At 72.5% G+C, this 24,498-nt stretch carries 22 protein-coding genes; 12 read left to right on the top strand and 10 right to left on the bottom strand.

Going from position 1 to position 24,498, the window contains the following annotated elements; all coding sequences use genetic code 11:
* Positions 1-32 precede the first annotated feature (32 nt).
* Positions 33-887: a helix-turn-helix transcriptional regulator gene (locus AB0M52_RS02400; protein ID WP_363947797.1), complete on the top strand. Its 855-nt coding sequence runs from the start codon at positions 33-35 to the stop codon at positions 885-887.
* 101 nt (positions 888-988) lie between these two features.
* Here AB0M52_RS02400 and AB0M52_RS02395 read toward each other — a convergent pair whose 3' ends face one another.
* Positions 989-1,282 (bottom strand): antibiotic biosynthesis monooxygenase family protein, encoded by a 294-nt coding sequence (locus AB0M52_RS02395; RefSeq protein ID WP_363947794.1) that lies wholly within the window; start codon positions 1,280-1,282, stop codon positions 989-991.
* Between the two features lie 235 nt (positions 1,283-1,517).
* Here AB0M52_RS02395 and AB0M52_RS02390 point away from each other — a divergent pair, with 235 nt between their 5' ends.
* A complete protein-coding gene (locus AB0M52_RS02390) occupies positions 1,518-2,513 on the top strand; it encodes a TerC family protein (protein ID WP_363947791.1) in 996 nt (331 codons plus the stop codon).
* Between the two features lie 33 nt (positions 2,514-2,546).
* Here AB0M52_RS02390 and AB0M52_RS02385 read toward each other — a convergent pair whose 3' ends face one another.
* Together AB0M52_RS02385 and AB0M52_RS02380 are read right to left on the bottom strand one after the other, a co-directional pair.
* On the bottom strand, positions 2,547-3,488 hold the full coding sequence (locus AB0M52_RS02385; protein WP_363947788.1) for an NlpC/P60 family protein: 942 nt from the start codon (positions 3,486-3,488) through the stop codon (positions 2,547-2,549).
* 34 nt (positions 3,489-3,522) lie between these two features.
* On the bottom strand, positions 3,523-4,620 hold the full coding sequence (locus AB0M52_RS02380; protein ID WP_363947786.1) for a dipeptide epimerase: 1,098 nt from the start codon (positions 4,618-4,620) through the stop codon (positions 3,523-3,525).
* A gap of 42 nt (positions 4,621-4,662) precedes the next feature.
* Between AB0M52_RS02380 and AB0M52_RS02375 the strand changes: the two genes are divergently transcribed.
* Complete coding sequence (locus tag AB0M52_RS02375) at positions 4,663-5,460, top strand: tyrosine-protein phosphatase (protein WP_363947783.1); 798 nt, start codon at positions 4,663-4,665, stop codon at positions 5,458-5,460.
* On the opposite strand, the gene AB0M52_RS02370 is transcribed toward AB0M52_RS02375, so the two are convergent.
* Together AB0M52_RS02370 and typA are read right to left on the bottom strand one after the other, a co-directional pair.
* Positions 5,414-6,313 carry a serine hydrolase gene (locus tag AB0M52_RS02370; RefSeq protein WP_363947780.1) on the bottom strand — a complete coding sequence of 300 codons (900 nt, stop codon included), beginning with the start codon at positions 6,311-6,313 and terminating at the stop codon, positions 5,414-5,416. The genes AB0M52_RS02375 and AB0M52_RS02370 overlap by 47 nt on opposite strands.
* 8 nt (positions 6,314-6,321) lie before the next feature.
* Positions 6,322-8,190, bottom strand: coding sequence for a translational GTPase TypA (typA, locus tag AB0M52_RS02365; RefSeq protein ID WP_363947777.1), 1,869 nt, complete (start codon positions 8,188-8,190; stop codon positions 6,322-6,324).
* Positions 8,191-8,314: 124 nt separating this feature from the next.
* On the opposite strand from typA, the gene AB0M52_RS02360 reads away from it, so the two are divergent.
* Both AB0M52_RS02360 and AB0M52_RS02355 read left to right on the top strand, forming a co-directional pair.
* A complete protein-coding gene (locus AB0M52_RS02360; protein WP_363947774.1) occupies positions 8,315-9,670 on the top strand; it encodes a DedA family protein in 1,356 nt (451 codons plus the stop codon).
* 91 nt (positions 9,671-9,761) lie between these two features.
* Positions 9,762-10,670: a lytic transglycosylase domain-containing protein gene (locus AB0M52_RS02355; RefSeq protein WP_363947772.1), complete on the top strand. Its 909-nt coding sequence runs from the start codon at positions 9,762-9,764 to the stop codon at positions 10,668-10,670.
* On the opposite strand, the gene AB0M52_RS02350 is transcribed toward AB0M52_RS02355, so the two are convergent.
* Positions 10,664-12,745: an MMPL family transporter gene (locus AB0M52_RS02350; RefSeq protein ID WP_363947770.1), complete on the bottom strand. Its 2,082-nt coding sequence runs from the start codon at positions 12,743-12,745 to the stop codon at positions 10,664-10,666. The genes AB0M52_RS02355 and AB0M52_RS02350 overlap by 7 nt on opposite strands.
* 186 nt (positions 12,746-12,931) lie before the next feature.
* Between AB0M52_RS02350 and AB0M52_RS02345 the strand changes: the two genes are divergently transcribed.
* The 3 genes from AB0M52_RS02345 to AB0M52_RS02335 all read left to right on the top strand — a co-directional run bounded on the left by AB0M52_RS02345 (position 12,932) and on the right by AB0M52_RS02335 (position 16,172).
* Entirely contained in the window at positions 12,932-13,444 is a 513-nt protein-coding gene (locus AB0M52_RS02345) for a MarR family transcriptional regulator (RefSeq protein WP_363947844.1), read from the top strand.
* A gap of 7 nt (positions 13,445-13,451) precedes the next feature.
* Complete coding sequence (locus AB0M52_RS02340) at positions 13,452-15,119, top strand: CocE/NonD family hydrolase (RefSeq protein ID WP_363947767.1); 1,668 nt, start codon at positions 13,452-13,454, stop codon at positions 15,117-15,119.
* A gap of 162 nt (positions 15,120-15,281) precedes the next feature.
* The gene (locus AB0M52_RS02335; RefSeq protein ID WP_363947764.1) at positions 15,282-16,172 is read left to right on the top strand and encodes a hypothetical protein; all 891 of its coding nucleotides are present in this window, start codon (positions 15,282-15,284) and stop codon (positions 16,170-16,172) included.
* 68 nt (positions 16,173-16,240) lie between these two features.
* Here AB0M52_RS02335 and AB0M52_RS02330 read toward each other — a convergent pair whose 3' ends face one another.
* Complete coding sequence (locus tag AB0M52_RS02330; protein WP_111219891.1) at positions 16,241-16,444, bottom strand: cold-shock protein; 204 nt, start codon at positions 16,442-16,444, stop codon at positions 16,241-16,243.
* Positions 16,445-16,682: 238 nt separating this feature from the next.
* On the opposite strand from AB0M52_RS02330, the gene AB0M52_RS02325 reads away from it, so the two are divergent.
* The gene (locus AB0M52_RS02325) at positions 16,683-17,291 is read left to right on the top strand and encodes a VTT domain-containing protein (protein ID WP_363947760.1); all 609 of its coding nucleotides are present in this window, start codon (positions 16,683-16,685) and stop codon (positions 17,289-17,291) included.
* An 18-nt stretch (positions 17,292-17,309) separates the two neighbouring features.
* Here the strand turns inward: AB0M52_RS02325 and AB0M52_RS02320 are convergent, their stop codons facing one another.
* Together AB0M52_RS02320 and AB0M52_RS02315 are read right to left on the bottom strand one after the other, a co-directional pair.
* Positions 17,310-17,963 (bottom strand): MBL fold metallo-hydrolase, encoded by a 654-nt coding sequence (locus AB0M52_RS02320; protein ID WP_363947758.1) that lies wholly within the window; start codon positions 17,961-17,963, stop codon positions 17,310-17,312.
* Between the two features lie 6 nt (positions 17,964-17,969).
* On the bottom strand, positions 17,970-18,686 hold the full coding sequence (locus AB0M52_RS02315) for a maleylpyruvate isomerase family mycothiol-dependent enzyme (RefSeq protein WP_363947755.1): 717 nt from the start codon (positions 18,684-18,686) through the stop codon (positions 17,970-17,972).
* 169 nt (positions 18,687-18,855) lie between these two features.
* Between AB0M52_RS02315 and rsgA the strand changes: the two genes are divergently transcribed.
* The 3 genes from rsgA (at position 18,856) to AB0M52_RS02300 (ending at position 23,576) form a co-directional block, all read left to right on the top strand.
* Positions 18,856-19,881 carry a ribosome small subunit-dependent GTPase A gene (rsgA, locus tag AB0M52_RS02310; protein ID WP_363947753.1) on the top strand — a complete coding sequence of 342 codons (1,026 nt, stop codon included), beginning with the start codon at positions 18,856-18,858 and terminating at the stop codon, positions 19,879-19,881.
* 108 nt (positions 19,882-19,989) lie between these two features.
* Complete coding sequence (gene uvrA / locus AB0M52_RS02305; RefSeq protein ID WP_363947750.1) at positions 19,990-22,929, top strand: excinuclease ABC subunit UvrA; 2,940 nt, start codon at positions 19,990-19,992, stop codon at positions 22,927-22,929.
* Positions 22,930-23,093: 164 nt separating this feature from the next.
* A complete protein-coding gene (locus AB0M52_RS02300; RefSeq protein ID WP_363947748.1) occupies positions 23,094-23,576 on the top strand; it encodes a Rieske (2Fe-2S) protein in 483 nt (160 codons plus the stop codon).
* A 60-nt stretch (positions 23,577-23,636) separates the two neighbouring features.
* On the opposite strand, the gene AB0M52_RS02295 is transcribed toward AB0M52_RS02300, so the two are convergent.
* The coding region (locus AB0M52_RS02295; RefSeq protein ID WP_363947745.1) for a discoidin domain-containing protein at positions 23,637-24,498 on the bottom strand (862 nt) is incomplete at its 5' end.

The raw sequence follows: 24,498 nt of genomic DNA, 5'->3' as shown, positions 1-24,498 counted from the left end.
CGTGCGTACTCTCCCTCGGTGGGGAGGCGGGAATGCCGTTGCCAACGAGTCCGGTCATTCGACGCGCGCGACTCGGCGCCGAGCTACGCCAGCTCCGGCGGCGGGAGGCGCTGACGCTGGAACAGGTGTGTGAGCGGCTCGGTTGGGCGTCCACCTCCAAACTGTCCCGCATCGAGTTGGGGCAGAGCCGCCCGGATCTGGCCGACGTGCTCGACCTGCTCGACGTCTACCAGGTGTCGCCGACGCAGCGGGATGCGCTGATCGTCATCGCCCGCGACGCCGCGACCAGTCGGGGCTGGTGGAAGTCGCTGGGTGAGATGGGCGAGCGGCAGCGCACGTACGCCGAGCTGGAGGCCGGCGCGGCGGGCATCGTCGAGTATCAGCCGGCCGTCGTGCCCGGCCTGTTGCAGACCCCGGAGTACGCCCGCCTACGCATCGCCGCCGGCCAGCTGCTCGATCCGGGGGTGGACGTGGAGGCCGACCTGCGGGCCCGCGCCGCCAGGCACGCGGTGCTGCGGCGGGTCGATCCGCCCCGCTACACGGCACTGATCACCGAGGCGGCCTGCGAGCCCGCCGGTGACCCGGTGGAGGTCTGGCGCGAACAACTGCGACACCTGCTCGACCTGGCCGCGTTGCCGCACGTGGCGATCCGGCTGCTGCCGGCCGGGGCCGGGCGGGCTCCGGCGCCGCTGACGCCGTTCTCCTGCTACTCGTTCCCGGATCCGGCGGACCCGAGGACGGTGATGCTGGAGGCGCTGACCGCGGATGTCCGGCTGACCACCGCGACCGACGTCGACCGGTACGAGCGGATGGCCGGATGTCTGTTGGCGGCGGCGCTGCCGGAGGACGAGACGGCGCGGGTGCTGGCCGGCCGGCTCGACGAGTGACCGCTTGCGCGTCGGCACCGGGCCCGGCGCCCCCGTAGCCGTCGGGACCGGTGCCGACGCGAGGCGCAGGATAGGCCGACGGTGTGACAGATTCTCCGGTGTCAGGCCGTGACGTCGACGAAGTGCTCGACCCGGGGCGGTGCGGCGAAGTGCGGGCCGATCAGCTCCCGCCACCGGACGAACCGTTCGGTGGCGCGGAAGTTCTCCTCGTGCGCCTCGACCGAGTCCCACTCGACCAGCAGCACGAAGCGGGACGGGGACTCGACGCCCCGGGTCATCCGTACCGACCGGCAGCCGGGGGTGTCGGCGAGCACCTTGTGCCCATCCGCGTACGCGGCGGCGAAGGCCTCCTCGTTGCCGGGAACCACGTCGATGAGCGCGACCTCAAGCACCATGCCCCGTAGCCTGCCATGCCGTGGCGGGCCAGACCCCGGCACGGGTGGCGGTTCCCACCGTCGGCACCGGCCCGTCGGGATGGCCGACGGCAGGGGGGCGGCGACAGTCGTCCACCTAGCCTCCTAGGAAACTCAGGGATGGTGACGGCCATCTCTGCGTCACCGGGCGTGCGGCCCACTGTCGGCGAGGCGTACGGTGTGCCGGTTGCTGGGTGCCTGCCGGAGGAATGAGACTGTGAACGTGTCCGGACTGGTGTGGGCGGTTACGCTCGTCGCCCTGACTCTGGTGCTCCTGGCGGACCTGCTCATCATCGGGCGCCGTCCGCACGAGCCGAGCGTGCGGGAGTCGAGCCTCTGGGTCACCTTCTACGTGGGGTTGGCCCTGCTCTTCGGCGCCGGGCTCTGGCTCACCGCCGGGGCGAGCGTGGCGGGGCAGTTCTACACCGGCTGGCTGACCGAGTACAGCCTCTCCGTGGACAACCTCTTCGTCTTTCTGATCATCATGGCCCGCTTCGCGGTGCCCCGGAAGTATCAGCAGAAGGTGCTGCTCATCGGCATCGTGCTGGCGCTGATCATGCGCGGTGGGTTCATCGCCGCCGGCGCGGCGCTGATCTCGCAGTTCAGCTGGGTCTTCTACCTCTTCGGCGCCTTCCTGATCTACACCGCGGTCAACCTGGCCCGGCAGGGCGACTCGGCCGAGGAGGAGTTCAAGGAGAACGTGCTCATCCGGTGGAGCCGGCGGGCGCTGCCGATCTCCCGGGGCTACGACGGCGCCAGGCTGACCGCACGGGAGAACGGTCGGCGGATGTTCACCCCGATGCTCATCGTCATGATCGCGATCGGCACGACCGATCTGATCTTCGCCCTCGACTCCATCCCGGCGATCTTCGGTATCACCCATGAGCCGTACCTCGTCTTCACCGCCAACGTCTTCGCGCTGATGGGGCTGCGACAGCTGTACTTCCTGCTGGGCGGGCTGCTGGACCGGCTGATCTACCTGAGCTACGGCCTGGCGGTGGTGCTCGGCTTCATCGGGGTCAAACTGATCCTGGAGGCGCTGGCGGAGAACAAACTGCCGTTCGTCAACCACGGTGCGCCCGTCGGCTGGGCGCCGCACATTCCGATCTGGATGTCCCTGTCGGTCGTCCTGGGCACGTTGGCCGTGGCCACCGCGGCCAGCCTGATCAAGTCGTCCCGGGACCGGCGCCGCGAACTCGCCGGGGTGCGCTAGGCCGACACAGGGCCTGAGGGCGGCTCGCGCTCCTCAGACCCGGTGGGCGCCGACCAGGGTGGCGGTGCGCTCGGCCGGCAGCCGTTCCTCCAGCACCCGTCGATGCCGGTAACAGGCGTGCAGCATGCGCCGCTCGTCGGGCTCTCGGGGAGGGGCGGTGACGATGCCGATGTGCTGGATCCGGCCCCCGGACCGGGCGAAGCTGTACAGGTCTCCGGGGCGCTCCGCGCCCAGTTCCAGCGGATGGGCGGCGTTGGCCTGGTCGTCGGCGTCGCGGGACAGTGCGACGCCGAGTCGCCGCCAGACCAGGTGCACCAGACCCGAGCAGTCGATCCCGTACGCGGACAGCCCGCCCCACAGGTAGCCGACGTCGACCAGCCGCGTCGCCACGGTCAGCACCTCCTCGGCGGTCGGCGGCGCGGTCGGCACGAGTGCCACGTGTGCCGCCGGCAGCCACAGCGGCTCGGCGCGCCCGGGGGTGTGGACCGGACGCCAGCCGTCGACCGGCGGGCCCGCCGGGGCCAGCCGGGTGCCCAGGACGACCCCGGGCAGGATGACCTGGCCGCCTGGAGTGGCGTGGAGGGCGGTGACCGTGGCGTCGACGACGAGCTGCGGCGTGGCGTCGGTGCCCGGCGCGGCCGGGGCCAGTTGCGCCACGGGCAGCCAGCCCGGATAGCCGCGCGGGTCGAGCCGGGCGGCCGGCTGTTCGACCGCCACCACGTGCGCCCAGCCGTCCGGGCGGATCTCGGTGACCAGCACCCGCTCGCCGAGCAGAAGCTGGCTCAGCACGCCGGGGCTGACCTGCTGGTCGGCGTCCATGCCGGCGACCCACGCCCCGACGTCGGCGGGTGTGCCGAGCGCCGGGGCGTCGACCGGTCGGACCGCGCTGGGGGACCTCCACAGGGTGGCGATGGCGACCCTGACCACCGCTTCCGCACCCTGCTGCACGCCCACCCCCGGCCGGTTGCCCCCCATCTTCTCCGGACCCTATGAAACTTTCCGACTGCTATCAATCCTCAGTCTGCATCTTTACTTCGGCAACCGAGGTGATGCCGAGACCGGGGGAGTCCGGTAGGACGACGCTCGCGGCGTCGTACCGGATGCCGCCCGCGACCGGCGACCAGGCCAGCCACCAGGCCGCGTCGAGGTCGGCGACGGCAGTGCCGGGGCTGGCGGCGGCGAGGCTGGCGGCGGCGCCGATGCCCACCTGGCTCTCCATCATCGAGCCGACCACGGTGCCCACGCCGTGCGCGGCGGCGACCTCCAACAGGGTTCGCGCGGTGGACAGCCCACCGCACTTGGCCAGCTTCACGTTGACCAGGTCGGCTGCCCGGCGGCGGATCATCTCCATCAGGTCACGCAGGTCGAAGACCGATTCGTCGGCGAGGATCGGGGTCCGCACCCGGTCGCTGACCCAGGCCAGCCCATCCAGGTCCCGCCGGTCGACCGGCTGCTCGACCAGCTCGACGTCGAGCCCGGCGTCCTCGATGCCGCGGATGACCCGGACCGCCTCGCGCGGGGTCCAGCCCTGGTTGGCGTCCAGCCGGATGCGTGCCCCGCCGCCGATCGCGGCGCGGACCGCGCGGACCCGGTCCAGGTCGCCGGCGGCGTCCGTGCCGACCTTCACCTTGAGTACGCCGAAACCCTCGGCGTGGCGCCGGCGGGCCGCCGCCGCGACCTCGGTCGCGTTGCCGGCGGCGAGGGTGATGTCCGTGGGCATCCGCAGGCGGGTGCCGCCGAGCAGCCGGACCAGCGGTACGCCGAGGCGTCGGGCGGCCAGGTCGTGCAGGGCGACATCGACGGCGCACCGGGCGGCCTCGTTGCCGGCGACCGCCCGCCGCACCTCGACGCACCGGGCCGTCAGGTCGTCCGGGTCCCGGCCGGTCAGCGTCGGGGCGAGCAGTTCGCGTACGCACGCCTCGGCCCCGGCCACGGAGGCGCCGGTAACCTGCCAGACCTGCGGGGCCTCGCCGAAGCCGGACCGACCGTCGGCGTCGATCACCTCCACCACCAGGGTGTCCACCGTGGTCGCCCGGCGCAGTGCGGTGACGAACGGGGTGTGTAAGGGGGCGGTGAGGCGATGGGTGCGTACCGCGGCGATCGTCATGTGCGGCAATCTATAGGCGCGACAACGGCAGAGGGAGGTGCGATGAGTGAGCGTGCGTGGGAGCTCGTGGGCGCGCCGAACGCGCGGGACCTGGGTGGAATGATCGGTGCTCAGGGGCGCCGGGTGCGTGCGGGACGGCTGATCCGTACCCCCGCGTTGGGCCGGCTGATCGACGAGGATCTGCCCGTGCTGGCCAAGCTCGACCCGGCCTGTGTGGTGGACCTGCGGGCGCACTCGGAGGTGTCGGTGGCCCCGCCGGACCGGCTGCCCGGCGAGCCGCGGTTGGTGCACCTGCCGGTGCACGACCCGGCGCATCCGGTCTTCACCTACGTCTCGGCGGTGCTGCTCGGCCACGACCTGGGCGCGTACGCGGAGCTGGCGCGGCAGGGCACGCCCGCGGCGATGGCGGCGATCTACCGCTGGTTCGTCACCGGGGACTCGGCCCGCGAGGGGTTCGCCACGGCGGTGCGGTTGGCGGCCGACGGGAGCAACCTGCCGCTGGTCTACCACTGCTCGGCGGGCAAGGATCGCACCGGCTGGCTGACCGTGGTGCTGCTGCACGCGCTGGGCGTGGACGAGGCCGCGATCCGGGCCGACTACCTGGCCAACAATCCGCTGACCGCGAGCCTGCGCGAGGTGCTCATCGAGGCGATGCGGCGGCGTCACCCCGGGCTGGACGAGGCGGCGGTCCGGCCGGTGCTGGAGGTCCGCCCGGAGTACCTCGACGCCGGGTACGCGGAGGTACGGCGGGTGCACGGGTCGTTCGGGGCGTACCTGCGCGACGGGCTGGGGATCACCGACCGGTTGGTGGCGGCGTTGCGGGCGAACCTGCTGGAGTGAGGTCGTGGCGGGCCTGCCAGACCTGGGCGGAGATGTCGGCCGCCAACCGGCGGGCGTCGGCGTCGGCCCGGCCACTGGGCTGGCCGTCGGCGGGCGGGGCGGTGGTGCACACGACGAGCAGGTACGGGTCGGCGTCGTCGGGGAAGACCACCGCCGCGCCGTGCCGCACGCCGCGTACCCAGCCGTTCTTGTGCGCGAGGCGGACGCCGGCGGGCAGCCCCTCGGCGACGTCCTGGCGGATCTGTTGGGCGCAGAGCACGTCGAGCATCGCGGCGCAGTCGGCCGGTGTGGCGATCGGTCCGGGGCGGGTGGCGCCGGTGGCGACGGCACCGAGCAGGGCGGCCAGGTCGGCGGCGGTGATCAGGTTGGTGATGCCCGCCTCGCGGGCGGCGAAGTCCTCGATGCCCCGTCCGGTGACGCTGTGCCGGGCGCCGGCCAGGGCCCAGACCTCGGCCACGGCGGGCAGGCCGACGTGTTCGATGACCAGGTTGGTGGCGAGGTTGCTGGATCGCACGATCATCCGTTCGGCGAGCCAGCGCAGCGGGACGCGGCCTCCGAGCCGGTCCCAGACGGCGGCGTCGTTGTCCTCCTGACGGGTGCAGGAGAACGGGGGCGCGTCCGGCCGGGCCGAGGTGAACCGGTTCCGGATCTCGACCGGGGCGTCCGGGTCGAGGCGACCGGCCTCGGCGGCGCGGTGCAGCGCGGCGAGCACGGCCAGTTTCATCGTGCTCGCCGCGTAGTGGGTGACCTCGGCGTGCCGGGTCCAGGTGGGCGGGGCGGCGAGCCGCCCCGCGTACACCGAAACCGTGCCGGACTCCCGGTCCAACCGCGCGTCGAGGTCGTCCCAGCCCATCCGGTGGGTCAGCCGGCGTGCTTACGGCGGGCGGCGGTACGGGCCCGCTGGGTCTGGTCAAGCACGACCTTGCGGATGCGTACGGCGGCCGGGGTGACCTCGACGCACTCGTCCTCGCGGCAGAACTCCAGCGCCTGCTCCAGCGACAGCTTCCGCGGCGGGATCAGCTTCTCCGTCTCGTCGGCGGTGGAGGAGCGCATGTTGGTGAGCTTCTTCTCCTTGGTGATGTTCACGTCCATGTCGTCGGAGCGGGAGTTCTCCCCGACGATCATGCCCTCGTACACCTCGGTGCCGGGCTCGATGAAGAGTTGGCCGCGTTCCTGGAGGTTGGTCATCGCGAACGCGGTGACCGCGCCGGACCGGTCGGCGACCAGCGAGCCGTTGTTGCGGGTCCGCAGCTCGCCGAACCACGGCTCGTACGACTCGAAGACGTGGTGCAGGATGCCGGTGCCCCGGGTCTCGGTGAGGAACTCGGTGCGGAAGCCGATCAGGCCGCGGGCGGGGACCAGCCACTCCATCCGGATCCAGCCGGTGCCGTGGTTGACCAGCTGCTCCATCCGGCCCTTGCGGGTGGCCAGCAGCTGGGTGATCGCGCCGAGGTACTCGTCCGGCGCGTCGATGGTGAGTCGCTCCACCGGCTCGCAGGTCCTGCCGTCGATCTCCCGGGTGACCACCTGCGGCTTGCCGACGGTGAGTTCGAAGGACTCGCGGCGCATCTGCTCGACCAGGATGGCCAGCGCCAGCTCACCGCGGCCCTGCACCTCCCAGGCGTCGGGACGCTCGGTGGGCAGCACCCGCAGCGAGACGTTGCCGATCAGCTCCTTGTCCAGGCGGTCCTTGACCATCCGGGCGGTGACCTTGGCGCCCTTGACCCGACCCACCAGCGGCGAGGTGTTGGTGCCGATGGTCATCGAGATGGCCGGCTCGTCGACGGTGATCAGCGGCAGCGGCAGCGGGTTCTCCGCGTCGGCGAGCGTCTCGCCGATCATGATGTCCGGAATGCCGGCGACGGCGATGATGTCGCCCGGCCCGGCCGAGTCGGCGGGCTTGCGCTCCAGGCCCTCGGTCATCAGCAGCTCGGAGATGCGGACCCGCTGGGTGCTGCCGTCGGTGCGGCACCAGGCCACCGTCTGGCCCTTGGCGATGGTGCCCTGGCGGACCCGGCACAGCGCGAGCCGGCCGAGGAACGGGGAGGCGTCGAGGTTGGTGACGTGCGCCTGGAGCGGGGCCTGCTCGTCGTACGCGGGCGGCGGGATGGTGTCGAGCAGGGTGCGGAACAGCGGCTCCAGGTTGTGGCTGTCGTCCGGCACCGAGCCGTCGGCGGGCTGGGTCAGCGAGGCGATGCCGTCGCGGGCGCAGGCGTACACGATCGGGAAGTCGATCTGCTCCTCGTCGGCGTCGAGGTCGAGGAAGAGCTCGTAGGTGTCGTCGACGACCTCCTTGATCCGGGCGTCGGGACGGTCCACCTTGTTGATCACCAGGATGATCGGCATCCGGGCCTTGAGGGCCTTGCGGAGCACGAACCGGGTCTGCGGCAGGGGGCCCTCGCTGGCGTCGACCAGCAGCACGACCCCGTCGACCATGGTCAGGCCGCGCTCGACCTCCCCGCCGAAGTCGGCGTGGCCGGGGGTGTCGATGATGTTGATGGTGACCGGGTCGGAGCCGTCCGCCGGCAGGTAGCGCACGCCGGTGTTCTTGGCCAGGATGGTGATGCCCTTTTCCCGTTCGAGGTCCATCGAGTCCATCACCCGCTCGGTCACCTCGCCCCGGGCGCCGTAGGCGCCGGCCTGCCGCAACATGGCGTCGACCAGGGTGGTCTTGCCGTGGTCGACGTGAGCGATGATGGCGACGTTGCGGAGGTCGGTGCGAAGCTGCATGGGATCCATCCTCCCGCCTTCGCGGTTGCGGCGTGGCGTCGGGGTCATCCCGGGTGGTGAAGCTCGCCACCGAGACCGCTGTCACACTTGCAGGGCAGTCTGGCTTGGGTGATCCGGGGGCGCCATGCACGATCTGCTCAACTCGGTGCAGAGCCTGCCCCCGTGGCTGATCTACGTGCTGGCGGCGCTGGTCGTCGCCGCCGAGACGGCACTGATCATCGGGCTGGTGGCGCCGGGGGAGGCCACCCTGCTGCTGGTCGGCTTCCTCACGTACACCGGGACGTTGCGGCTCGGTCCGGCGCTGCTGCTGATGATTCTGGCAGCCGCGGTGGGGGATGCGGTGGCGTTCCGCTCCGGCCGGCGCTACGGGCCGCGGCTGCGGGCCAGCCGGTGGGGTGCCCGGGTGGGTGCGCACCGGTGGGCCCGGGCCGACGCGATGCTCGGGCGGATGGGCGGTCGGGGGGTGTTGACCGCGCGCTGGGTCGCGTTCGCCCGCACGCTGGTGCCCCGGCTCGCCGGGGCGGCGGGCATGCCGTACCGCCGGTTCGCGCCGTGGAACCTGGCCGGAGTGGTCAGCTGGGTGGGCGGTTCGGTGCTGGTCGGCCACCTGGCGGGCGAGTCCTACGACACCGTGTCCCGCCTGTTGGGCCGAGCGACCGGGGCCGTGCTGGTGCTGGTGGCGGCGCTGGTCGCGGTGGTGCTGGCCGGCCGGTGGCTGGGGCGCAATCCCGACCCGGTGCGGGCGCTGGCGGCGCGGGCCGGGAGACTGCCGCCGGTGCGTTGGCTGTCGGCCCGGTACGGGCTGCTGTTCTTCCTGCTCAGCCTGCGGCTGGGGTCGGCCTGGGCGTTGCTGGCGAACCTGGCGGCCGGGGTGCTGCTGCTGTTCGTGGTCGGGTTGGCCATCGCCTGGACGTTGCGGGCGGTGGTCCGCCACAGCGGGCTGGCTCTGGTCGACGGGGCGATCGCGAGCTGGTTCGCGGTGCGGCGTACGCCCGACGCGGTGGAGGCGACGCAGGCCGCGGTGTCGGTGCTGCGCGGCTCGTCGCTGATCGTGGTGGTGGGGGTGGTGGCCGCGGTGCAGGCCTGGCGGCACCGGCCCTGGCGCGCCGACCTGCTCAGCGTGGTCGGCACGATCGGTGCGTTCGTGCCGCTGGTGGTGCTGGCGTTGGTGGCCGACCTGGCCGGCGGTGGCCGGGTGGCGCTGTTCTCCACCCAGAACGCGGTGGCGACCGCGAGCCTGTGCACGCTGGCCTGGCTGCTGTCGCGGGGGGCCCGGTGGCCGGTTGCGGTGGCCGTGTGGACCACCGCGGCGGCCGGCGTGATCGGTGTCGGCGGGGCGCGGCTCTACCTGGGGTTGAGCACCGCCAGCGGTACGGTCGGCGCGGTGCTGCTGGGAGCGGCGTGGACTGCGGTGTTCATGGTCGCCTGGGCCACCCGGGACCGGGCCGTGGCGGCCGGTGGACCGCCGGCGGCGGGGTGAGACGGGCTGGCGGTGCGGGTGTGCGGGGCCCCCGCGTGACGGTCGACAGCTGTTAGGGTCGGCGGGTTCGTCAGTGCCGAAGGGGGTCGACATGGGACGGATCGTCACACAATTGGGCATCACGCTCGCTGCCGGGCTGCTGCTCGTGACGGCGGGCGGATGCGCCAGAGTGGACGCCCCCGCTGGGGAGGTGCCCGCCCCGGTCGCGCTGCCCGAGAAGCTGGAAGAGTCGACGGCGGCGGACTCCGCCGAGTCGGACGATCCGGGCCAGCCGAGCGCCACCCCGGCCGCGGTCGAGTCGATGGGCGCCGCGCCGCGCGCCAGTGCCAGCGCCAGTGCGTCGCCGTCGGCGTCGGCGAAACCGAGCCCGAAACCCAAGCGCACCTCCACCGCCCCGCGGGCGGTGCCGAAGCCGCCGACGGAGACCAAGGTCCCGCCGCCGCCGCCGAAGCCGGCGCCGTCCAGCTGCAAGCCGAGCTACCAGGGCGAGCAGGCCAGCCGGGCAGAGGTCAAGGCCGCGCTGGCCGACGCGGCCGGGCGCGTCTACTGGCCGACCTCGGCGCCGGACATCCGCATCCCGTTGAATCTGGTCAAGGCCACGGCCTGGCAGGAGAGCGGCTGGCAGTCCAACATCGTCGCCTGCGACGGCGGCATCGGCCTGATGCAGGTGATGCCGGACACCGCGACCTGGATGAACCAGCGGTTCGGGCAGAGCTACGACGTGTGGGACTACCGGGACAATGCCTATCTCGGCGGCACCTACCTGGCGTGGCTCACCAAGTACATCGGTGACATGTACTTCGACTCCGACTACCGGCTCGACGCCAGCCTGTGCACCTCTGGCGTGCTCGACTCCTGCCTGCTCAACGCGGTCATCTCGGCGTACAACTACGGTCACGGCGCGGTCGCTCGGGAGGGGCAGCCGCTGGCCATCCCGAACCCGAGCTACGTACGCAACGTTCGCGCGTTGATGACGGAGTGCGTCTGCCTGGGCTATTGATCGGTCGTGACCCGGCCGGGCCACCAGAACCGTTCCCCGAGCAGGAACGCCAGGGCCGGGACGACGACGGTGCGGACGAGCAGGGTGTCCAGCAGTACGCCGAGGCAGACGATGATCCCGATCTGGGTCAGCGTGATCAGTGGCAGCACGCCGAGGACGGCGAAGACCGCGGCGAGCAGGATGCCGGCGCTGGTGATCACGCCGCCGGTGACCCGCAGCGCGGAGAGCATGCCGTCCCGGGTGCCGGCGGTACGGGCGTCCTCGCGGGCCCGGGTGACCAGGAAGATGTTGTAGTCCACGCCGAGCGCGACCAGGAAGACGAAGGCCAGCAACGGCACCCCGCTGTCCAGCGCCGGGAAGCCGAGCACATGGTCGAAGAGCAGCCACGCGCCGCCGAGGCTGGCGAAGTACGACGCGACGACGGTGAGCACCAGCAGCACCGGGGCGAGCAGGCCGCGTAGCAGCAGGACCAGGACGGCGCCGACGAGCAGCAGGATGAGCGGGAGGATGAGCCGCAGGTCCCGGGCATCGGCCGCGGCCTGGTCGTACGTGCCGGCGACGGTGCCACCGACAACGGCGCCGGGCAACTCGTCGACCCCGTCCGGGGCGGGCGGGGCGGAACCGGGTACGGCGGCGACGGCCGCTCGCAGCGCCTCGACGGCCCGGTCGGAGGCGGCGGTTCCCGGCTCGGCGTCGAGGACGACGTCGACCTGGGCGACGGTGGCTCCGGCCGGGCCGGGGCGCGCGGAGGCGACCCCCGGCACGCCGGTGACGGCCGCGGTGACAGCCGGTACGGCGTCGGGCGTGGTCAGCACCGCGATCGGCTGGGTGGTGCCGGCGGGGAAGGCCCGGGCCAGTGTCTGCGCGCCGGCCACCGCCTCCGGCTGCACCCGGAACTGCTCGGTCTCCGACAGGCCGGTGCGGATGCCCAGGCCACCGAGGGCGAGACCGGCCAGCAGCAGGGTGGCCAGCGCCGCGACGGGCGCCGGGCGGCGGACCACGGCGGCACCGAGCCGGCCCCAGATCCGGCCCTCCCGGCCGGCGCTGCCGACCGTCGGGACGAACGGCCAGAACAGGCCGCGCCCGCAGATCACCAACGCGGCGGGCAGGACGAGCAGGGCCGAGGCCATGGCGAGCAGGATGCCGGTGGCGCAGGCCACGGCGAGGGCGCGGTTCAGTTCCTGCTCGCTCAGCAGCAGCGTGAGGACCCCGAGCATGACGGTGCCGCCGCTGGCGAGGATCGGCTCGGCGGTGCGGCGCAGCGCGGCGCGCATGGCGGCGAAGCGGTCCGGTTCGCGGCGGAGTTCCTCGCGGTAGCGGGCGATGAGCAGCAGGGCGTAGTTGGTGGCGGCGCCGAAGACGAGGACGCTGGCGATGCCGGTGACGGCGCCACCGGCGAAGTTGATGCCGACCGCCGGGATGATCGTGTCGAGGGCGCGCAGGGTGACCTGTTCGGTGGCGGCCACGACGGCGAGCGGCACCAGCCACAGCAGTGGGCTGCGGTAGGTGACGAGCAGCAGCAGCGCGACGACGGTGGCGGTGACGGCGAGCAGGGTGGTGTCGGCGCCCTCGAAGACCTTGGTGAGGTCGGTGGTGAAGGCGGGCGCGCCGGTTACCTCGACGGTGAGGTCCGCGGGCAGCGCGGTCAGTTCCGCGCGGAGCCGGGTCACGCTGCCGGCGACCGCGTCCTGACCGCCGGTGGCGGACAGCGGTACGGCGACCAGGGCCACCGTGCCGTCGGGGGAGAGCTGTGGCGGGGCGACCCGACCGGCGGCGGCGAGCCGACCCAGGGCGGCGGTGCCGGTGGTGACCGCGTTGCGGTCGGCGTCGGTGAGCGGTGTGCCGTCGGCGCGGCTGACCACCACGACGGCCGGCTGGACGTCGCTGCCGGGCAGCTCGTCCTGGAGCCGCTCGACCTGGGTCGACTGCCACCGCTCGGACAGGCCGGTGGCGGACACCGGCGCGGGATTGTCGGGGACGGGTAGCCCGAAGACGAGCGCACCGCCGACGATCGCCACGACGACGGTGAGCCACGCGGCCCGGCGGCTGGCGGCGACCCGGCTGAACATGGACATTCCGGCGGCCCCGATCCGGTCTCTAGACCCAGGATTTCTCGAACTTCGAGAGTTTCGCTCATCAAGAGAGTTGGCGCAACAGCTCTCCTTCGCCGAGATTCTCGGCCCCGAAGTGATCGGGGTCTGCTCGGTTATGCTGCGACCCGGGGCCTCGGGAGGAAGCGGCGGGACGTGGCAGCTCACGGGATGTACCGGCGGCGGGACACGCGCCGGGAACTGCTGGTCGCGGAGATCACGGCCGAGCTGCGGCGCTACTGCGGGGACGCCCAGCACGTCGGTCACGCGTTCGCCGGGCAGCACGGCCTCAACGCCACCGACCTACAGGCGCTGATCGCCGTGATGGACGCCGAGCTGGTCGGCGAGCCGCTCACCCCCGGCCGGCTCGGTGAGCAGCTCGACCTCTCCTCCGGTTCGGTCACCGCCCTGATCGACCGGCTGGAGCGGGCCGGGCACATCCGGCGCGACCGCGACACCACCGACCGGCGCAAGATCCTGCTGCACTACGCCGACCGGGGCGCCGCCCTGGCCACCGACTTCTTCCGACCGTTGGGCGAGCGCACCGACCAGGTGATGGCGGGCTTCCGCGACGACGAGCTGGAGGTGGTGTACCGGTTCATGACGGCGATGGGAACGTCGATCCGGGAGCACCGGGACGCGGTCCGCTCCGCCCGCGTCGAGCCCCGGCGTCGGGCGGGCTGAGGCCCCGGTGCTGGATCGGCTGGCATCCCGGCTCGCCGCCGCCGCGCTGCGGCTGCCCCCGGCGCGGGTCCGCAGGATCGCCGTCACCCGGGACATCCCGCTGCGGGTACGCGACGGAGTGACCCTGCGTACCGACCACTACGCCCCGGACCTGGCGGGTGCGCCCACCGTGCTGATCCGGACCCCGTACGGCCGGGGCGGGCCGATGCGGCTGCTCTGCCGGCTCGCGGCCGAGCAGGGATTCCACGTGGTCATCCAGTCGTGCCGGGGTACCGGCGGCTCGGGCGGGTCGTTCGACCCGTTCGTGCACGAGCGCGACGACGGGCTGGACACTCTCGACTGGCTGCGCCGGCAGCCTTGGTGGGGCGGCGCGTTCGGCATGTTCGGCGCCAGCTACCAGGGCTTCGTGCAGTGGGCCCTGGCGGCCGACGCGGGCGACGAACTGCGGGCGATGGTCGCCGTGGCCACCGCCTCGGCCACCCGGGACTCCACCTACGCGGGGGAGTCGTTCGCCCTGGACACGGTGCTGACCTGGACGGAGCTGCTGCAGGCGCAGACCGTGCCGTGGCTGGCCCGGCAGTGGGAACTCAAACGGGGGCAGCCCCGGCTGGCCGCCGCGCTGTCCCACCTGCCGCTGATCGAAGCGGACCGGGTCGCCACCGGGGTGACCGTGCCGTTCTTCCAGGAGTGGCTGCGCCACCACACCCCGCAGGCCGACTACTGGCGCAGCCGGGTCTTCGACGAGCGGCTGCACCTGGTCCGGGCCCCGGTCGCGATGGTCAGCGGCTGGCACGACATTTTCCTGCCGGCCCAGCTGCGCGACTACGCGGCGCTGCGCGCCACCGGCGCCCGGCCGCGGCTGACCGTCGGGCCGTGGACCCACGGCAGCCCGGGGCTCTTCGTGGCCGCCCTGCGTGAAGGGCTCCGCTGGCTCGACACGCACCTCGGCGCCGACGCCACGGGTACGGTGCGCGAGGCGCCGGTGCGAGTGCACGTCGGTGGCGCCGGTGGCGGCTGGCGCGACCTGCCCGACTGGCCCCCGCCCGCCCGGCCCACCCGGTGGTACCTGCACCCGGGCTTTGCCCTGCGCACCTCGGCCGCCGTGCCGTCGGCGCCGGACGGGTTCTGGTACGACCCGGCCGACCCCACTCCCTCGCTGGGTGGCCCGCTGCTGGTGGCCCAGCGCGCCGGACCGGTGGACAACCGTCCGGTCGAGGCCCGCCCCGACGTGCTGACCTGGACCAGCGAGCCGCTCAGCGACGCGGTCGAGGTGGTCGGGCCGGTGCGGGCAGAGATCCACCTGCGCAGCGAGCTGAGCTACCTGGACGTCTTCGTGCGACTGTGCGACGTGGACCGCCGGGGTCGCTCCTGGAACGTCTGCGACGGGCTGGTCCGGCTCGACCCGCAGCGATTCCCCGCCGACGCCACGGGTGCGGTCGTGGTACCGGTGGAGCTGTGGCCCGCCGCCCACCGGTTCGCCCCGGGTCACCGGCTGCGGCTGCAGATCTCCGGCGGCGCCCACCCCCGGTACGCGCGCAATCCCGGCACCGGCGAACCCCTCGGCGCGGCCGTCACACTCCGTGGTGGATATCGCGAGATCGTCCACGATCCCGATCATCCGTCCGCAGTGGTCCTACCGGTGGTCCACTCTGCCTCACAGCCTCTTCCAAGGTGAACAATGCGCCTCTGACCTGGGCATTCATCTGAGAGCGGGTTATCGTGGGGGCACGCCCGGCGCTGTGCACCCGATGGCCGGGCTCGCCTGTGAGGCCTCCCCACCGCGTACGCGGTGTCACCGTCGTGCCCGGCTCACGACGAGACCGCTGAGGGGGGACCCATGACGCGGGCACCGGCAAACCTACTGGCCGTCCGCCGCCTACTACTCGACCATCTCAATCGCGACCCCAACCGGGTACGCGACGAGGACCTCGAACCCAGCGAGGTCGGCATCGTCGGTGATGCCAACCACCGCGGTGGCTACCACTGCGGATCCGACCGGGTCGTCCCGAACGACTACTCCGTGGTCGAGTCGCCCCGGGACCGCAACGGCCTGACCCTCGACGCCGCCGCCCTGGACGTGGGCATGTTCCGGGTCAGTGCCGGCGGAAGCAACCACAACCTGATCACCTTCTCGACCTGGTGCGTGGCGCAGTGCGTCGCGAACGCCCCGGACACCCGGGACCTGCGCGAGATCATCTACTCCCCGGACGGCAAGGTGGTCCGGCGCTGGGACCGGCTCGGTCGGCGTACCACCGGCGACCGCTCCCACCTGTGGCACACCCACTTCAGTTTCTTCCGCGACTCGATCAAGGCGAACCGCGACCAGACCCCGCTGTTCCGTCGCTACCTGAGCACCATCGGCCTATTGAAGCAGGAGGAGCCTGACATGACACCCGAGGAGCACAACTGGCTGAAGACCGTGCACCGCAACCTCACCGTCCTCGACGGGCGTAACCCGGTCGGCCAGATCTACACCCGGATGGCCATGGGCGAGGATCACACCGACCCGAAGTTCCAGGTCTCGCACCCGACGCTGCGCAGCCTCGGCTCACAGCTCACCGCGCTCCAGACGGCGCTGGACTCGCTGTTGAAGAAGGACTTCACCGACGAGCAGGCGATCATCGCCGGGGTGCTCGCCGGCCTGACCCCCGAGCAGATCGCCGCGGCGATTCCGCCCACCGTCGCCCGGCAGGTGGTGGAGGAGCTGGGCCGACGCCTGGCCGCCTGACCGGCGCCGGCCGAGCGCGGCAGGGTCATGTGGCGGCGGCCACCGGGCCGCCGCCACCCCGGCACGGGTTACATCGGGCGGACGTTGTCCGCCTGCGGGCCCTTCTGACCCTGGGTCACGTCGAACTCGACCTTCTGGCCCTCGGTCAGCTCCCGGTAGCCACTTGACGCGATCGCCGAGTAGTGGACGAAGACGTCCGGTCCACCACCATCCTGCTCAATGAAGCCGAAGCCCTTTTCCGAGTTGAACCACTTTACGGTGCCGGTTGCCATGCGTTCTCTCCCTGTTCCATGCGGGCGACCGTCGGCTCTGCGCCGGTGATCGCCCAATACCCTCACGACAGTAGCCGGTGGGAAGCGTGTTTGCGGGCCGAAGCGCCTCAGGCGGTGGCGGCGGAATGATGTACGCCCCGGGTCGGACCGGGATCAGGGATGACCCCGAGTGTGTCCTGGCGAACTTCGGGAGGAAACCCGATGTCCGCGCCGGCGGCCAGGCCCTAGCGTACGAGGCATGTCAGACCAGCTGGCCCAGGTCGGAGAACTTCCCGTCGCTCTGCTGATGGGGGTGCTCGGGGTGGTCATGCTCTTCGACGCGGTGCCGCTGTTCGGCGTCCTGGTCCCCGGAGACGTCGCCGTGCTCGCCGCGGTGGCGGTCGGCAGCCCCACCACCGGGCTGGCCACCTTCGTCGCCGTGGTCACCGGCTGCCTCGCCGGCTGGTCGCTGAGCTTCCTGGTCGGCCGGCGGTGGGGTGACCGGTTGCGGCGCAGCCGCTTCGGCGGCTGGGTCGGCGAGGCCCGGTGGGGGGCGGCCGAGCGCATCCTGCGCCGCGACGGCGGGCGGCTGGTGCTGGTCGCGCCCTTCCTGCCGGTGTTCAACGCGTTGCTGCCCCTGGCGGCGGGCGGTCTGCACATGTCGTACCGGCGGTTCCTCGGCTTCGCGGCGCTCGGCGCGGGCGCGTGGGCCGGGCTCTACCTGGCGGTCGGCCTCGCGTCGCGGTCGCTGGCCGGGCTGCTCCCGGCCGGCGCGAGCCCGCTGCTGGTCACGATGGTCGGGGGCCTGCTGCTGGCCGCACTGGTGCTGCTCAGCACCCGGCGCCGGCTGCGTACGATCACCGGCTGACCCCCGCCGCCGGGCCGGTCACCAGCCGCGGGCCCGCCACTCGGCGAGGTGCGGGCGCTCCGCGCCGAGCGTCGAGTCCCGGCCGTGCCCCGGGTAGAACCAGGTCTCGTCCGGCAGCCGGTCGAACAGCTTGTGCTCGACGTCGTCGATCAGCTCGGCGAAGCGGTCCGGGTCCCGGTTGGTGTTGCCCACCCCACCCGGAAAGAGGCTGTCGCCCGTGAACAGGTGCGGAATGCCGGCCGGATCCCGGTAGAGCAACGCCACCGAACCCGGCGTGTGCCCCTTGATGTGGATGACCTCCAGCGGGCAGTCGCCGACCGGCACGATGTCGCCGTCGGCCAGGGTCTGCGCCTCGATCGGCAGCCCGGCCGCGTCGTCGGCGTGCACCAACGCGCGGGCACCGGTCTTGGCGACCACCTCCTCCAACCCCACCCAGTGGTCCATGTGCTGGTGGGTGGTGACCACCGCGCGTAGCCCCGCGTCCCCGACCAGCTCCAGCAGGCGGGGTGCCTCGTTGGCCGCGTCGATCAGCACCTGGTCACCGGTGCTCCGGCAGCGCAGCAGGTACGCGTTGTTGTCCATCGGCCCGACCGACACCTTGGTGATGGTCAACCGGTCGAGTTCGCGTACGGCCGGCGGGCCGCCGGGGGTGACATCTCCGCGGTAGGTCATGGCTCCCTAGATCCATTCGGGTGGGCGGGGCAGGTGACCGTCGGGGGTGACGGACAGGGTGGTGCCGGTGCTACGGCCGGTGAGCCAGGCGCCGAGTTCGGCCGGCGGACCGGTGACGACGGGGGCCCGCTCGCGGTCGCCGACCACCAGTTCGTGGCGGCTGCCGTCGAAGCGCAGCACCATCGATGGTGCGTCGTCGCGGCCGGCGAAGGCGGTGGTCACCTCGTGCAGCAGCCGGTGGCCGAAATCCTCGGACCAGTCCGTCGGCCGGTAGCCGGCGGCCAGGTCGACGTGGTGGATCTCCAGCTCCCGCAGCCGCCCCCAGACCAGCAGGGTGGCCGGCCAGGGACCCCGTCGGGTCTCGACCGTGGCGCCCCACGCCGGCGCCGGCATCGCCGCGACCGCCTCGGCGAACCGGTCCGCGCTGCGCCGCAGGTCGTCCAGGTGCTCCTCGGGTGGCCGGGGTGCGCCGGCCTCGATGTCGGCGGTCCGCGCCTCGGCGCTGGCGTACATCGGGATCTTCTCGCCGGTGCGGGCCGAGGTGAGCAGGTTGACGAAGCCGTCGGCGTTGCGGGCCAGGTGGGCGAGGACGTGACCGCGGCTCCAGCCCGGCAGCAGCGACGGTGCCGCGAGATCGGTGGCGTCGAGCCGGGCCGCCGTCCGCAGCAGGCGAGTCGTCGCGTCGTCCACGTCGCCGATCAACAGAAGGGGGTCCATGGTCACGTACCCGACCCTAACCGTCCGCGCGTGCCGCGTCGCCACGGAATTCACTTCCGGCGCGGCACCGCCGGCCCTACCGTCGAGATGGTTCGCGGCGCCGGAGCGGAGGAGGTGGTGGTCATGCCGGTCACCGCACGTCTGTACCACCCGCACCGACACTGAACGAGGAGCCATGACCATCACGCTGACCGCCCTGGGTTGGGACACCGACCGGGCGGCGTACCTGCGTCGTATCCGCACCGATCACCGTCCGGGCCGGGTGGCCCGGGTCGACCGCGGCGTCTGCACCGTGTTCACCGAGGACGGGCCGCTGCGCGCCTCGCTGGGCGGGGCCGTGCTGGCCGCCGCCGCGGGCGATGCCACCAGACTGCCCTGCGCCGGCGACTGGGTGCTGCTCGGCACCTGGCCCGACGGGCGGGTGACCGTGGAGGCGGTGCTGCCCCGGCGTACCGCACTGATCCGCCGGACCGCCGGCAAGGACGCCAGCGGCCAACTGCTGGCCGCCAACCTGGACGCCGCCGCGGTGGTGGAGCCGGTGCACCCCGCGCCGGACGCCGGCCGCATCGAGCGGCTGCTCTCCCTGGTGCACGAGTCGGGCGCCCGGCCGCTGGTCGTGCTGACCAAGACCGACCTGGCGGCCGACCCGGCGGCGGTGGCCCGCCAGTTCGCGGCCCTCGCGCCCGGGGTGCCGGTGCTGCCGGTCAGCGCCGAGCGCGGCACCGGGCTGGACCCGCTGCGCGCCGAGGTGGCCCCGGGACGGACCCTGGGCCTGCTCGGGCCCTCCGGGGCCGGCAAGTCGAGCCTGGTCAACGCGCTGGCCGGGGCGGTGGTGATGCCCACCCAGGCGATCCGCCGGGTCGACGGCAAGGGGCGGCACACCACCACCTGGCGCGCGTTGGTGCCGCTGCCCGGCGGCGGCGCCGTGCTGGACACCCCCGGCGTCCGGGCGGTCGGCCTGCTGGACGGTTCGGCCGGGCTCGACCGGGCCTTCGTCGACATCGCCGACCTCGCCGCCGGCTGCCGGTACGGCGACTGCGGGCACGAGGCGGAGCCGGGCTGCGCGGTGCGCGAGGCGCTGGAGTCCGGCGCGCTGACCGCCCGGCGGTGGGAGAGCTGGCGCCGGCTGCAACGCGAGATCGCCCACGAAACCCACCGCCGCGCCGCCCGCCCGATCCGCCGTCGGGGAAAGTTGTCGTAGGGCGGGTCTACAGTTGCCGGGGCGCGCTTTCCGCGCCGGCACAACCGCTCGGATTCGCCCGAAGCGGACAGATCCTCCTCTTCATCCTCACCCGGGAGTACACGGACCGTGGCCGACCGTCTGATCATCCGTGGCGCACGTGAGCACAACCTGCGTGACGTCAGCCTCGACCTGCCCCGGGACGCCCTGATCGTGTTCACCGGGCTGTCCGGGTCGGGCAAGTCGAGCCTGGCCTTCGACACGATCTTCGCCGAGGGGCAGCGCCGGTACGTCGAGTCGCTGTCGTCGTACGCCCGGCAGTTCCTCGGCCAGATGGACAAGCCGGACGTCGACTTCATCGAGGGCCTGAGCCCGGCGGTCTCCATCGACCAGAAGTCGACCTCGCGCAACCCCCGCTCCACCGTCGGCACCATCACCGAGGTCTACGACTACCTTCGGCTGCTCTACGCGCGGGTCGGTGAGCCGCACTGCCCGGTCTGCGGCGAGCGGATCTCCAAGCAGAGCCCGCAGCAGATCGTCGACCGGGTCCTCGCGATGGCCGAGGGGACCCGGTTCATGGTGCTCGCCCCGGTGGTGCGGGGCCGCAAGGGCGAGTACGTCGACCTGTTCGCCGAGCTCCAGGCCAAGGGTTACGCGCGGGCCCGGGTCGACGGCGTGGTGCACCAGCTCACCGAGCCACCGAAGCTCAAGAAGCAGGAGAAGCACACCATCGAGGTGGTGATCGACCGGCTCAGCGTCAAGCCGAGCGCCAAGCAGCGGCTGACCGACTCGGTCGAGGCGGCGCTCGGCCTGTCCGGTGGTCTGGTGCTGCTCGATTTCGTCGACCTGGCGGAGGACGACCCCGACCGGGAGCGCCGCTACTCCGAGCATCTGGCCTGCCCCAACGACCACCCCCTCGCGATCGAGGATCTTGAGCCCCGGGTCTTCTCGTTCAACGCGCCGTACGGCGCCTGCCCGGAGTGCACCGGCCTGGGCACGAAGAAGGAGGTCGACCCGGAGCTGGTCGTCCCGGACCCGGAGCGCACCCTGCGCGAGGGCGCGATCCAACCCTGGGCGACCGGGCACAACCTGGAATACTTCCTGCGCCTGCTGGAGGCGCTCGGCGAGGCGGAGCACTTCGACGTCGACACGCCCTGGCGGGCCCTGCCGTCGCGGGCGCAGAAGACCATCCTGCACGGCGCCGACGACCAGGTGCACGTGCGCTACCGCAACAAATACGGCCGGGAGCGCTCGTACTACGCCGGCTTCGAGGGCGTGGTCCAGTGGATCGAGCGCCGGCACGCGGACACCGAGTCGGAGTGGTCGCGGGACAAGTACGAGGGCTACATGCGCGACGTGCCGTGTGCGGCCTGCGGCGGCGCCCGGCTCAAGCCCGAGGTGCTCGCGGTCACGCTGGCCGGGCACAGCATCGCCGAGGTCTGCAACCTGTCGGTGGGCGAGTGCGCCGACCTGCTGGCCGGCATCGAGCTGACCGACCGGCAGAAGCTGATCGCCGAGCGGGTGCTCAAGGAGATCAACGCCCGGCTGCGGTTCCTGCTCGACGTCGGGCTGGACTACCTCTCCCTGGACCGGCCGGCCGGCACCCTCTCCGGCGGTGAGGCGCAGCGCATCCGGCTGGCCACCCAGATCGGTTCCGGTCTGGTCGGTGTGCTCTACGTGCTGGACGAGCCGTCGATCGGGCTGCACCAGCGCGACAACCACCGGCTGATCGAGACCCTGATCCGGCTGCGCGGCCTGGGCAACACGTTGATCGTGGTCGAGCACGACGAGGACACCATCCGCACCGCCGACTGGATCGTCGACATCGGGCCCGGCGCGGGCGAGCACGGCGGCCAGATCGTGCACAGCGGTTCGGTGCCGGCGCTGCTGGCGAACCCGGAGTCGGTGACCGGGGCGTACCTGTCGGGACGCCGGGAGATTCCGACGCCCGAGGGCCGACGCCCGCAGACGCCGGGGCGGGAGCTGGTGGTGCACGGCGCCCGCGAGCACAACCTGCGCAACCTGACCGTGAGTTTCCCGCTGGGCCAGCTGATCGCCGTCACCGGGGTCAGTGGCTCCGGCAAGTCGACCCTGGTCAACGACATCCTGTACGCCGTGCTGGCCAACCAGGTCAACGGTGCCCGGCTGGTGCCCGGGCGGCACACCCGGGTCGCCGGGCTGGAGCACGTGGACAAGGTCGTCGGGGTAGACCAGTCGCCGATCGGCCGTACCCCACGGTCCAACCCCGCCACCTACACCGGCGTCTGGGACCACGTGCGCAAGCTGTTCGCCGAGACCACCGAGGCCAAGGTCCGGGGGTACGGCCCGGGCCGGTTCTCGTTCAACGTCAAGGGTGGCCGCTGCGAGGCGTGCTCCGGTGACGGCACGATCAAGATCGAGATGAACTTCCTGCCCGACGTGTACGTCCCCTGCGAGGTCTGCAAGGGCGCCCGGTACAACCGGGAGACCCTGGAGGTGCACTACAAGGGCAAGACCGTCTCCGACGTGCTTGAGATGCCGATCGAAGAGGCGGCCGAGTTCTTCTCCGCCATCCCGGCCATCCACCGGCACCTCAAGACGCTGGTCGACGTGGGCCTCGGCTACGTACGGCTGGGCCAGCCGGCACCGACCCTCTCCGGCGGTGAGGCGCAGCGGGTCAAGCTCGCCTCGGAGTTGCAGAAGCGCTCCACCGGGCGGACGGTCTACGTGCTCGACGAGCCGACCACCGGCCTGCACTTCGAGGACATCCGCAAGCTGCTGCTGGTGCTGGAGGGCCTGGTCGACAAGGGCAACACGGTGATCACGATCGAGCACAACCTCGATGTGATCAAGAGCGCAGACTGGCTGATCGACATGGGTCCCGAGGGCGGTCACCGGGGCGGCACGGTGCTGGCCACCGGCAGCCCCGAGGAGGTCGCCGAGGTCGCCGAGAGCCACACCGGGCAGTTCCTGCGTACCGTGCTCAAGCTCGACGGTTCGGCGAAGGGCGCGGCGGCGGCCACCGCCCGCGCGGCCAAGGCCAACGGCAGCAGGTCACGCGGCGGCCGGAAAGCCGCCGCAGCCCGCTGAGCCGGCGTCCCGGTGCGGTGCGCTGGCGGTCGTGGCGTCCCGTTGGCCGTCGCGCCGCCGCCGGCGAGTAGCCGATCGGGTGAACCGCCGGGCAGAGTGGTCCGGGTAGGTGAACGTAGCCACGGATCATGCACGGTGGTGGCCGAACAGACAGGAGTGCTGGCATGAGTGACGATCAGGTGCTCGCCGGACCGGAGATGCGTACCCGCCGGGCCCTGCTCACCGGTGCGGGCGCGGTCGGCGCGGCGGTGGTGCTGGCCGCGTGCGGCGGTGAGGGCACCGGTGACGGCTCGGCTCCGACCAGCGGCGGACCGCAGGTCACCAACACCGGCGACGCCGGCGGCGCGGACCGGAAGGACGCCCAGTCGCTGGCCAAGACCCAGGACATCCCGGTCGGCGGTGGCGCGGTCTTCGCCGCCCAGGGCGTGGTGATCACCCAGCCCACCGCCGGCCAGTTCAAGGGCTTCGATCCGATCTGTACGCACCAGGGCTGCCCGGTGTCCAACGTCGACGGAGGCACCATCAACTGCACCTGCCACGGCAGCAAGTTCTCCATCGAGGACGGCTCGGTCAAGGCGGGCCCGGCCCCCATGCCGTTGGCGGCCAAGGAGATCAAGGTCAGCGGCGACCACATCTCGCTGGCCTGAGGCACCCAGCGACGGTCGGCAGCGGCCGGGGCGAAGTCGCCCCGGCCGCGATTGCCGTTCTCAGTGGGCGTACCCGGACAGCTCCCACAGCGAGAAGCCGTACGAGGTGGCCCGGGTCAGGCCGTACATCCGCACGTACCGGGCCTGCTGCGGGGCGAACGCGATGACGTCGGTGCCGCCGTCGCCCGCCGTGGTCGACCAGACCTCCCGCCAGCTGGTCCCGTCGGTGGAAACCTCGATCCGGTACGACCGGGCGTACGCCGCCTCCCAGGCCAGCACCACCCGGCCGATCTGCCGTACGGTGCCCAGGTCAACCCTGATCCACTGGTTGTCCGACCAGGAACTGGCCCATCGGGTGCCGAGGTCACCGTCGACGGCACGGGCGGTGCCGTTGCCGAGCTGGCTGCTGGAAGCCGTCACCGGCCGCCCGACGGTGAGGTTGGTCAGGTCGTCGCCGCGCCGGGCCGGGAACGAGACCACCTGCTGGTAGGTGGGGCGGTTCTGCCAGGCGATGGTGGCGTGCTTGATCCCGCCGAGCGGGGACTGGATGATCGCGTCCGCGCACCACTGGTTGCCGGCGGCGCAGCTGGCGTCGCCCGGGTAGACCTGGGCGGCCGGCGTTGCCGCCGCCGTACGCAGGGTGTCGAGCAGGAGCTGCCGGCAGGAGCCGAGGTTCCCGTCGCCGCAGAAGGCCCGCCCGGGGCCCCCGGCAACCGAGTCACCCAGGACCGCCCGTAGATCCTTGTCGACGTATCCCCACCAGCCGTACTGGAACGACGAGCCCTTGTGGGTCTGGGCGCTGTTCGCCGACGACGGCAGGTTCGACACGTCGCCCTGCTGAAGGCCGGACGGGGACTCGTTGACCTGCATCGCGTTGACCAGGGACTGGTAGAGGTCCGCGCCGAGCGGGTCGCGGAACATG

The sequence above is a fragment of the Micromonospora sp. NPDC051296 genome, assembly GCF_040682255.1.
Lineage (GTDB): Bacteria > Actinomycetota > Actinomycetes > Mycobacteriales > Micromonosporaceae > Micromonospora > Micromonospora craterilacus.
This window is presented reverse-complemented; position numbering and strand designations above follow the sequence as displayed.

Coding starts and splice junctions, on each gene's coding strand:
- AB0M52_RS02400 (WP_363947797.1), top strand. CDS start 33: ATGCCGTTGCCAACGAGTCCGGTCATTCGACGCGCGCGACTCGGCGCC.
- AB0M52_RS02395 (WP_363947794.1), bottom strand. CDS start 1,282: ATGGTGCTTGAGGTCGCGCTCATCGACGTGGTTCCCGGCAACGAGGAG.
- AB0M52_RS02385 (WP_363947788.1), bottom strand. CDS start 3,488: ATGGGGGGCAACCGGCCGGGGGTGGGCGTGCAGCAGGGTGCGGAAGCG.
- AB0M52_RS02380 (WP_363947786.1), bottom strand. CDS start 4,620: ATGACGATCGCCGCGGTACGCACCCATCGCCTCACCGCCCCCTTACAC.
- AB0M52_RS02375 (WP_363947783.1), top strand. CDS start 4,663: ATGAGTGAGCGTGCGTGGGAGCTCGTGGGCGCGCCGAACGCGCGGGAC.
- AB0M52_RS02370 (WP_363947780.1), bottom strand. CDS start 6,313: ATGGGCTGGGACGACCTCGACGCGCGGTTGGACCGGGAGTCCGGCACG.
- typA (WP_363947777.1), bottom strand. CDS start 8,190: ATGCAGCTTCGCACCGACCTCCGCAACGTCGCCATCATCGCTCACGTC.
- AB0M52_RS02360 (WP_363947774.1), top strand. CDS start 8,315: ATGCACGATCTGCTCAACTCGGTGCAGAGCCTGCCCCCGTGGCTGATC.
- AB0M52_RS02355 (WP_363947772.1), top strand. CDS start 9,762: ATGGGACGGATCGTCACACAATTGGGCATCACGCTCGCTGCCGGGCTG.
- AB0M52_RS02350 (WP_363947770.1), bottom strand. CDS start 12,745: ATGTCCATGTTCAGCCGGGTCGCCGCCAGCCGCCGGGCCGCGTGGCTC.
- AB0M52_RS02345 (WP_363947844.1), top strand. CDS start 12,932: ATGTACCGGCGGCGGGACACGCGCCGGGAACTGCTGGTCGCGGAGATC.
- AB0M52_RS02335 (WP_363947764.1), top strand. CDS start 15,282: ATGACGCGGGCACCGGCAAACCTACTGGCCGTCCGCCGCCTACTACTC.
- AB0M52_RS02330 (WP_111219891.1), bottom strand. CDS start 16,444: ATGGCAACCGGCACCGTAAAGTGGTTCAACTCGGAAAAGGGCTTCGGC.
- AB0M52_RS02325 (WP_363947760.1), top strand. CDS start 16,683: ATGTCAGACCAGCTGGCCCAGGTCGGAGAACTTCCCGTCGCTCTGCTG.
- AB0M52_RS02320 (WP_363947758.1), bottom strand. CDS start 17,963: ATGACCTACCGCGGAGATGTCACCCCCGGCGGCCCGCCGGCCGTACGC.
- rsgA (WP_363947753.1), top strand. CDS start 18,856: ATGACCATCACGCTGACCGCCCTGGGTTGGGACACCGACCGGGCGGCG.
- AB0M52_RS02300 (WP_363947748.1), top strand. CDS start 23,094: ATGAGTGACGATCAGGTGCTCGCCGGACCGGAGATGCGTACCCGCCGG.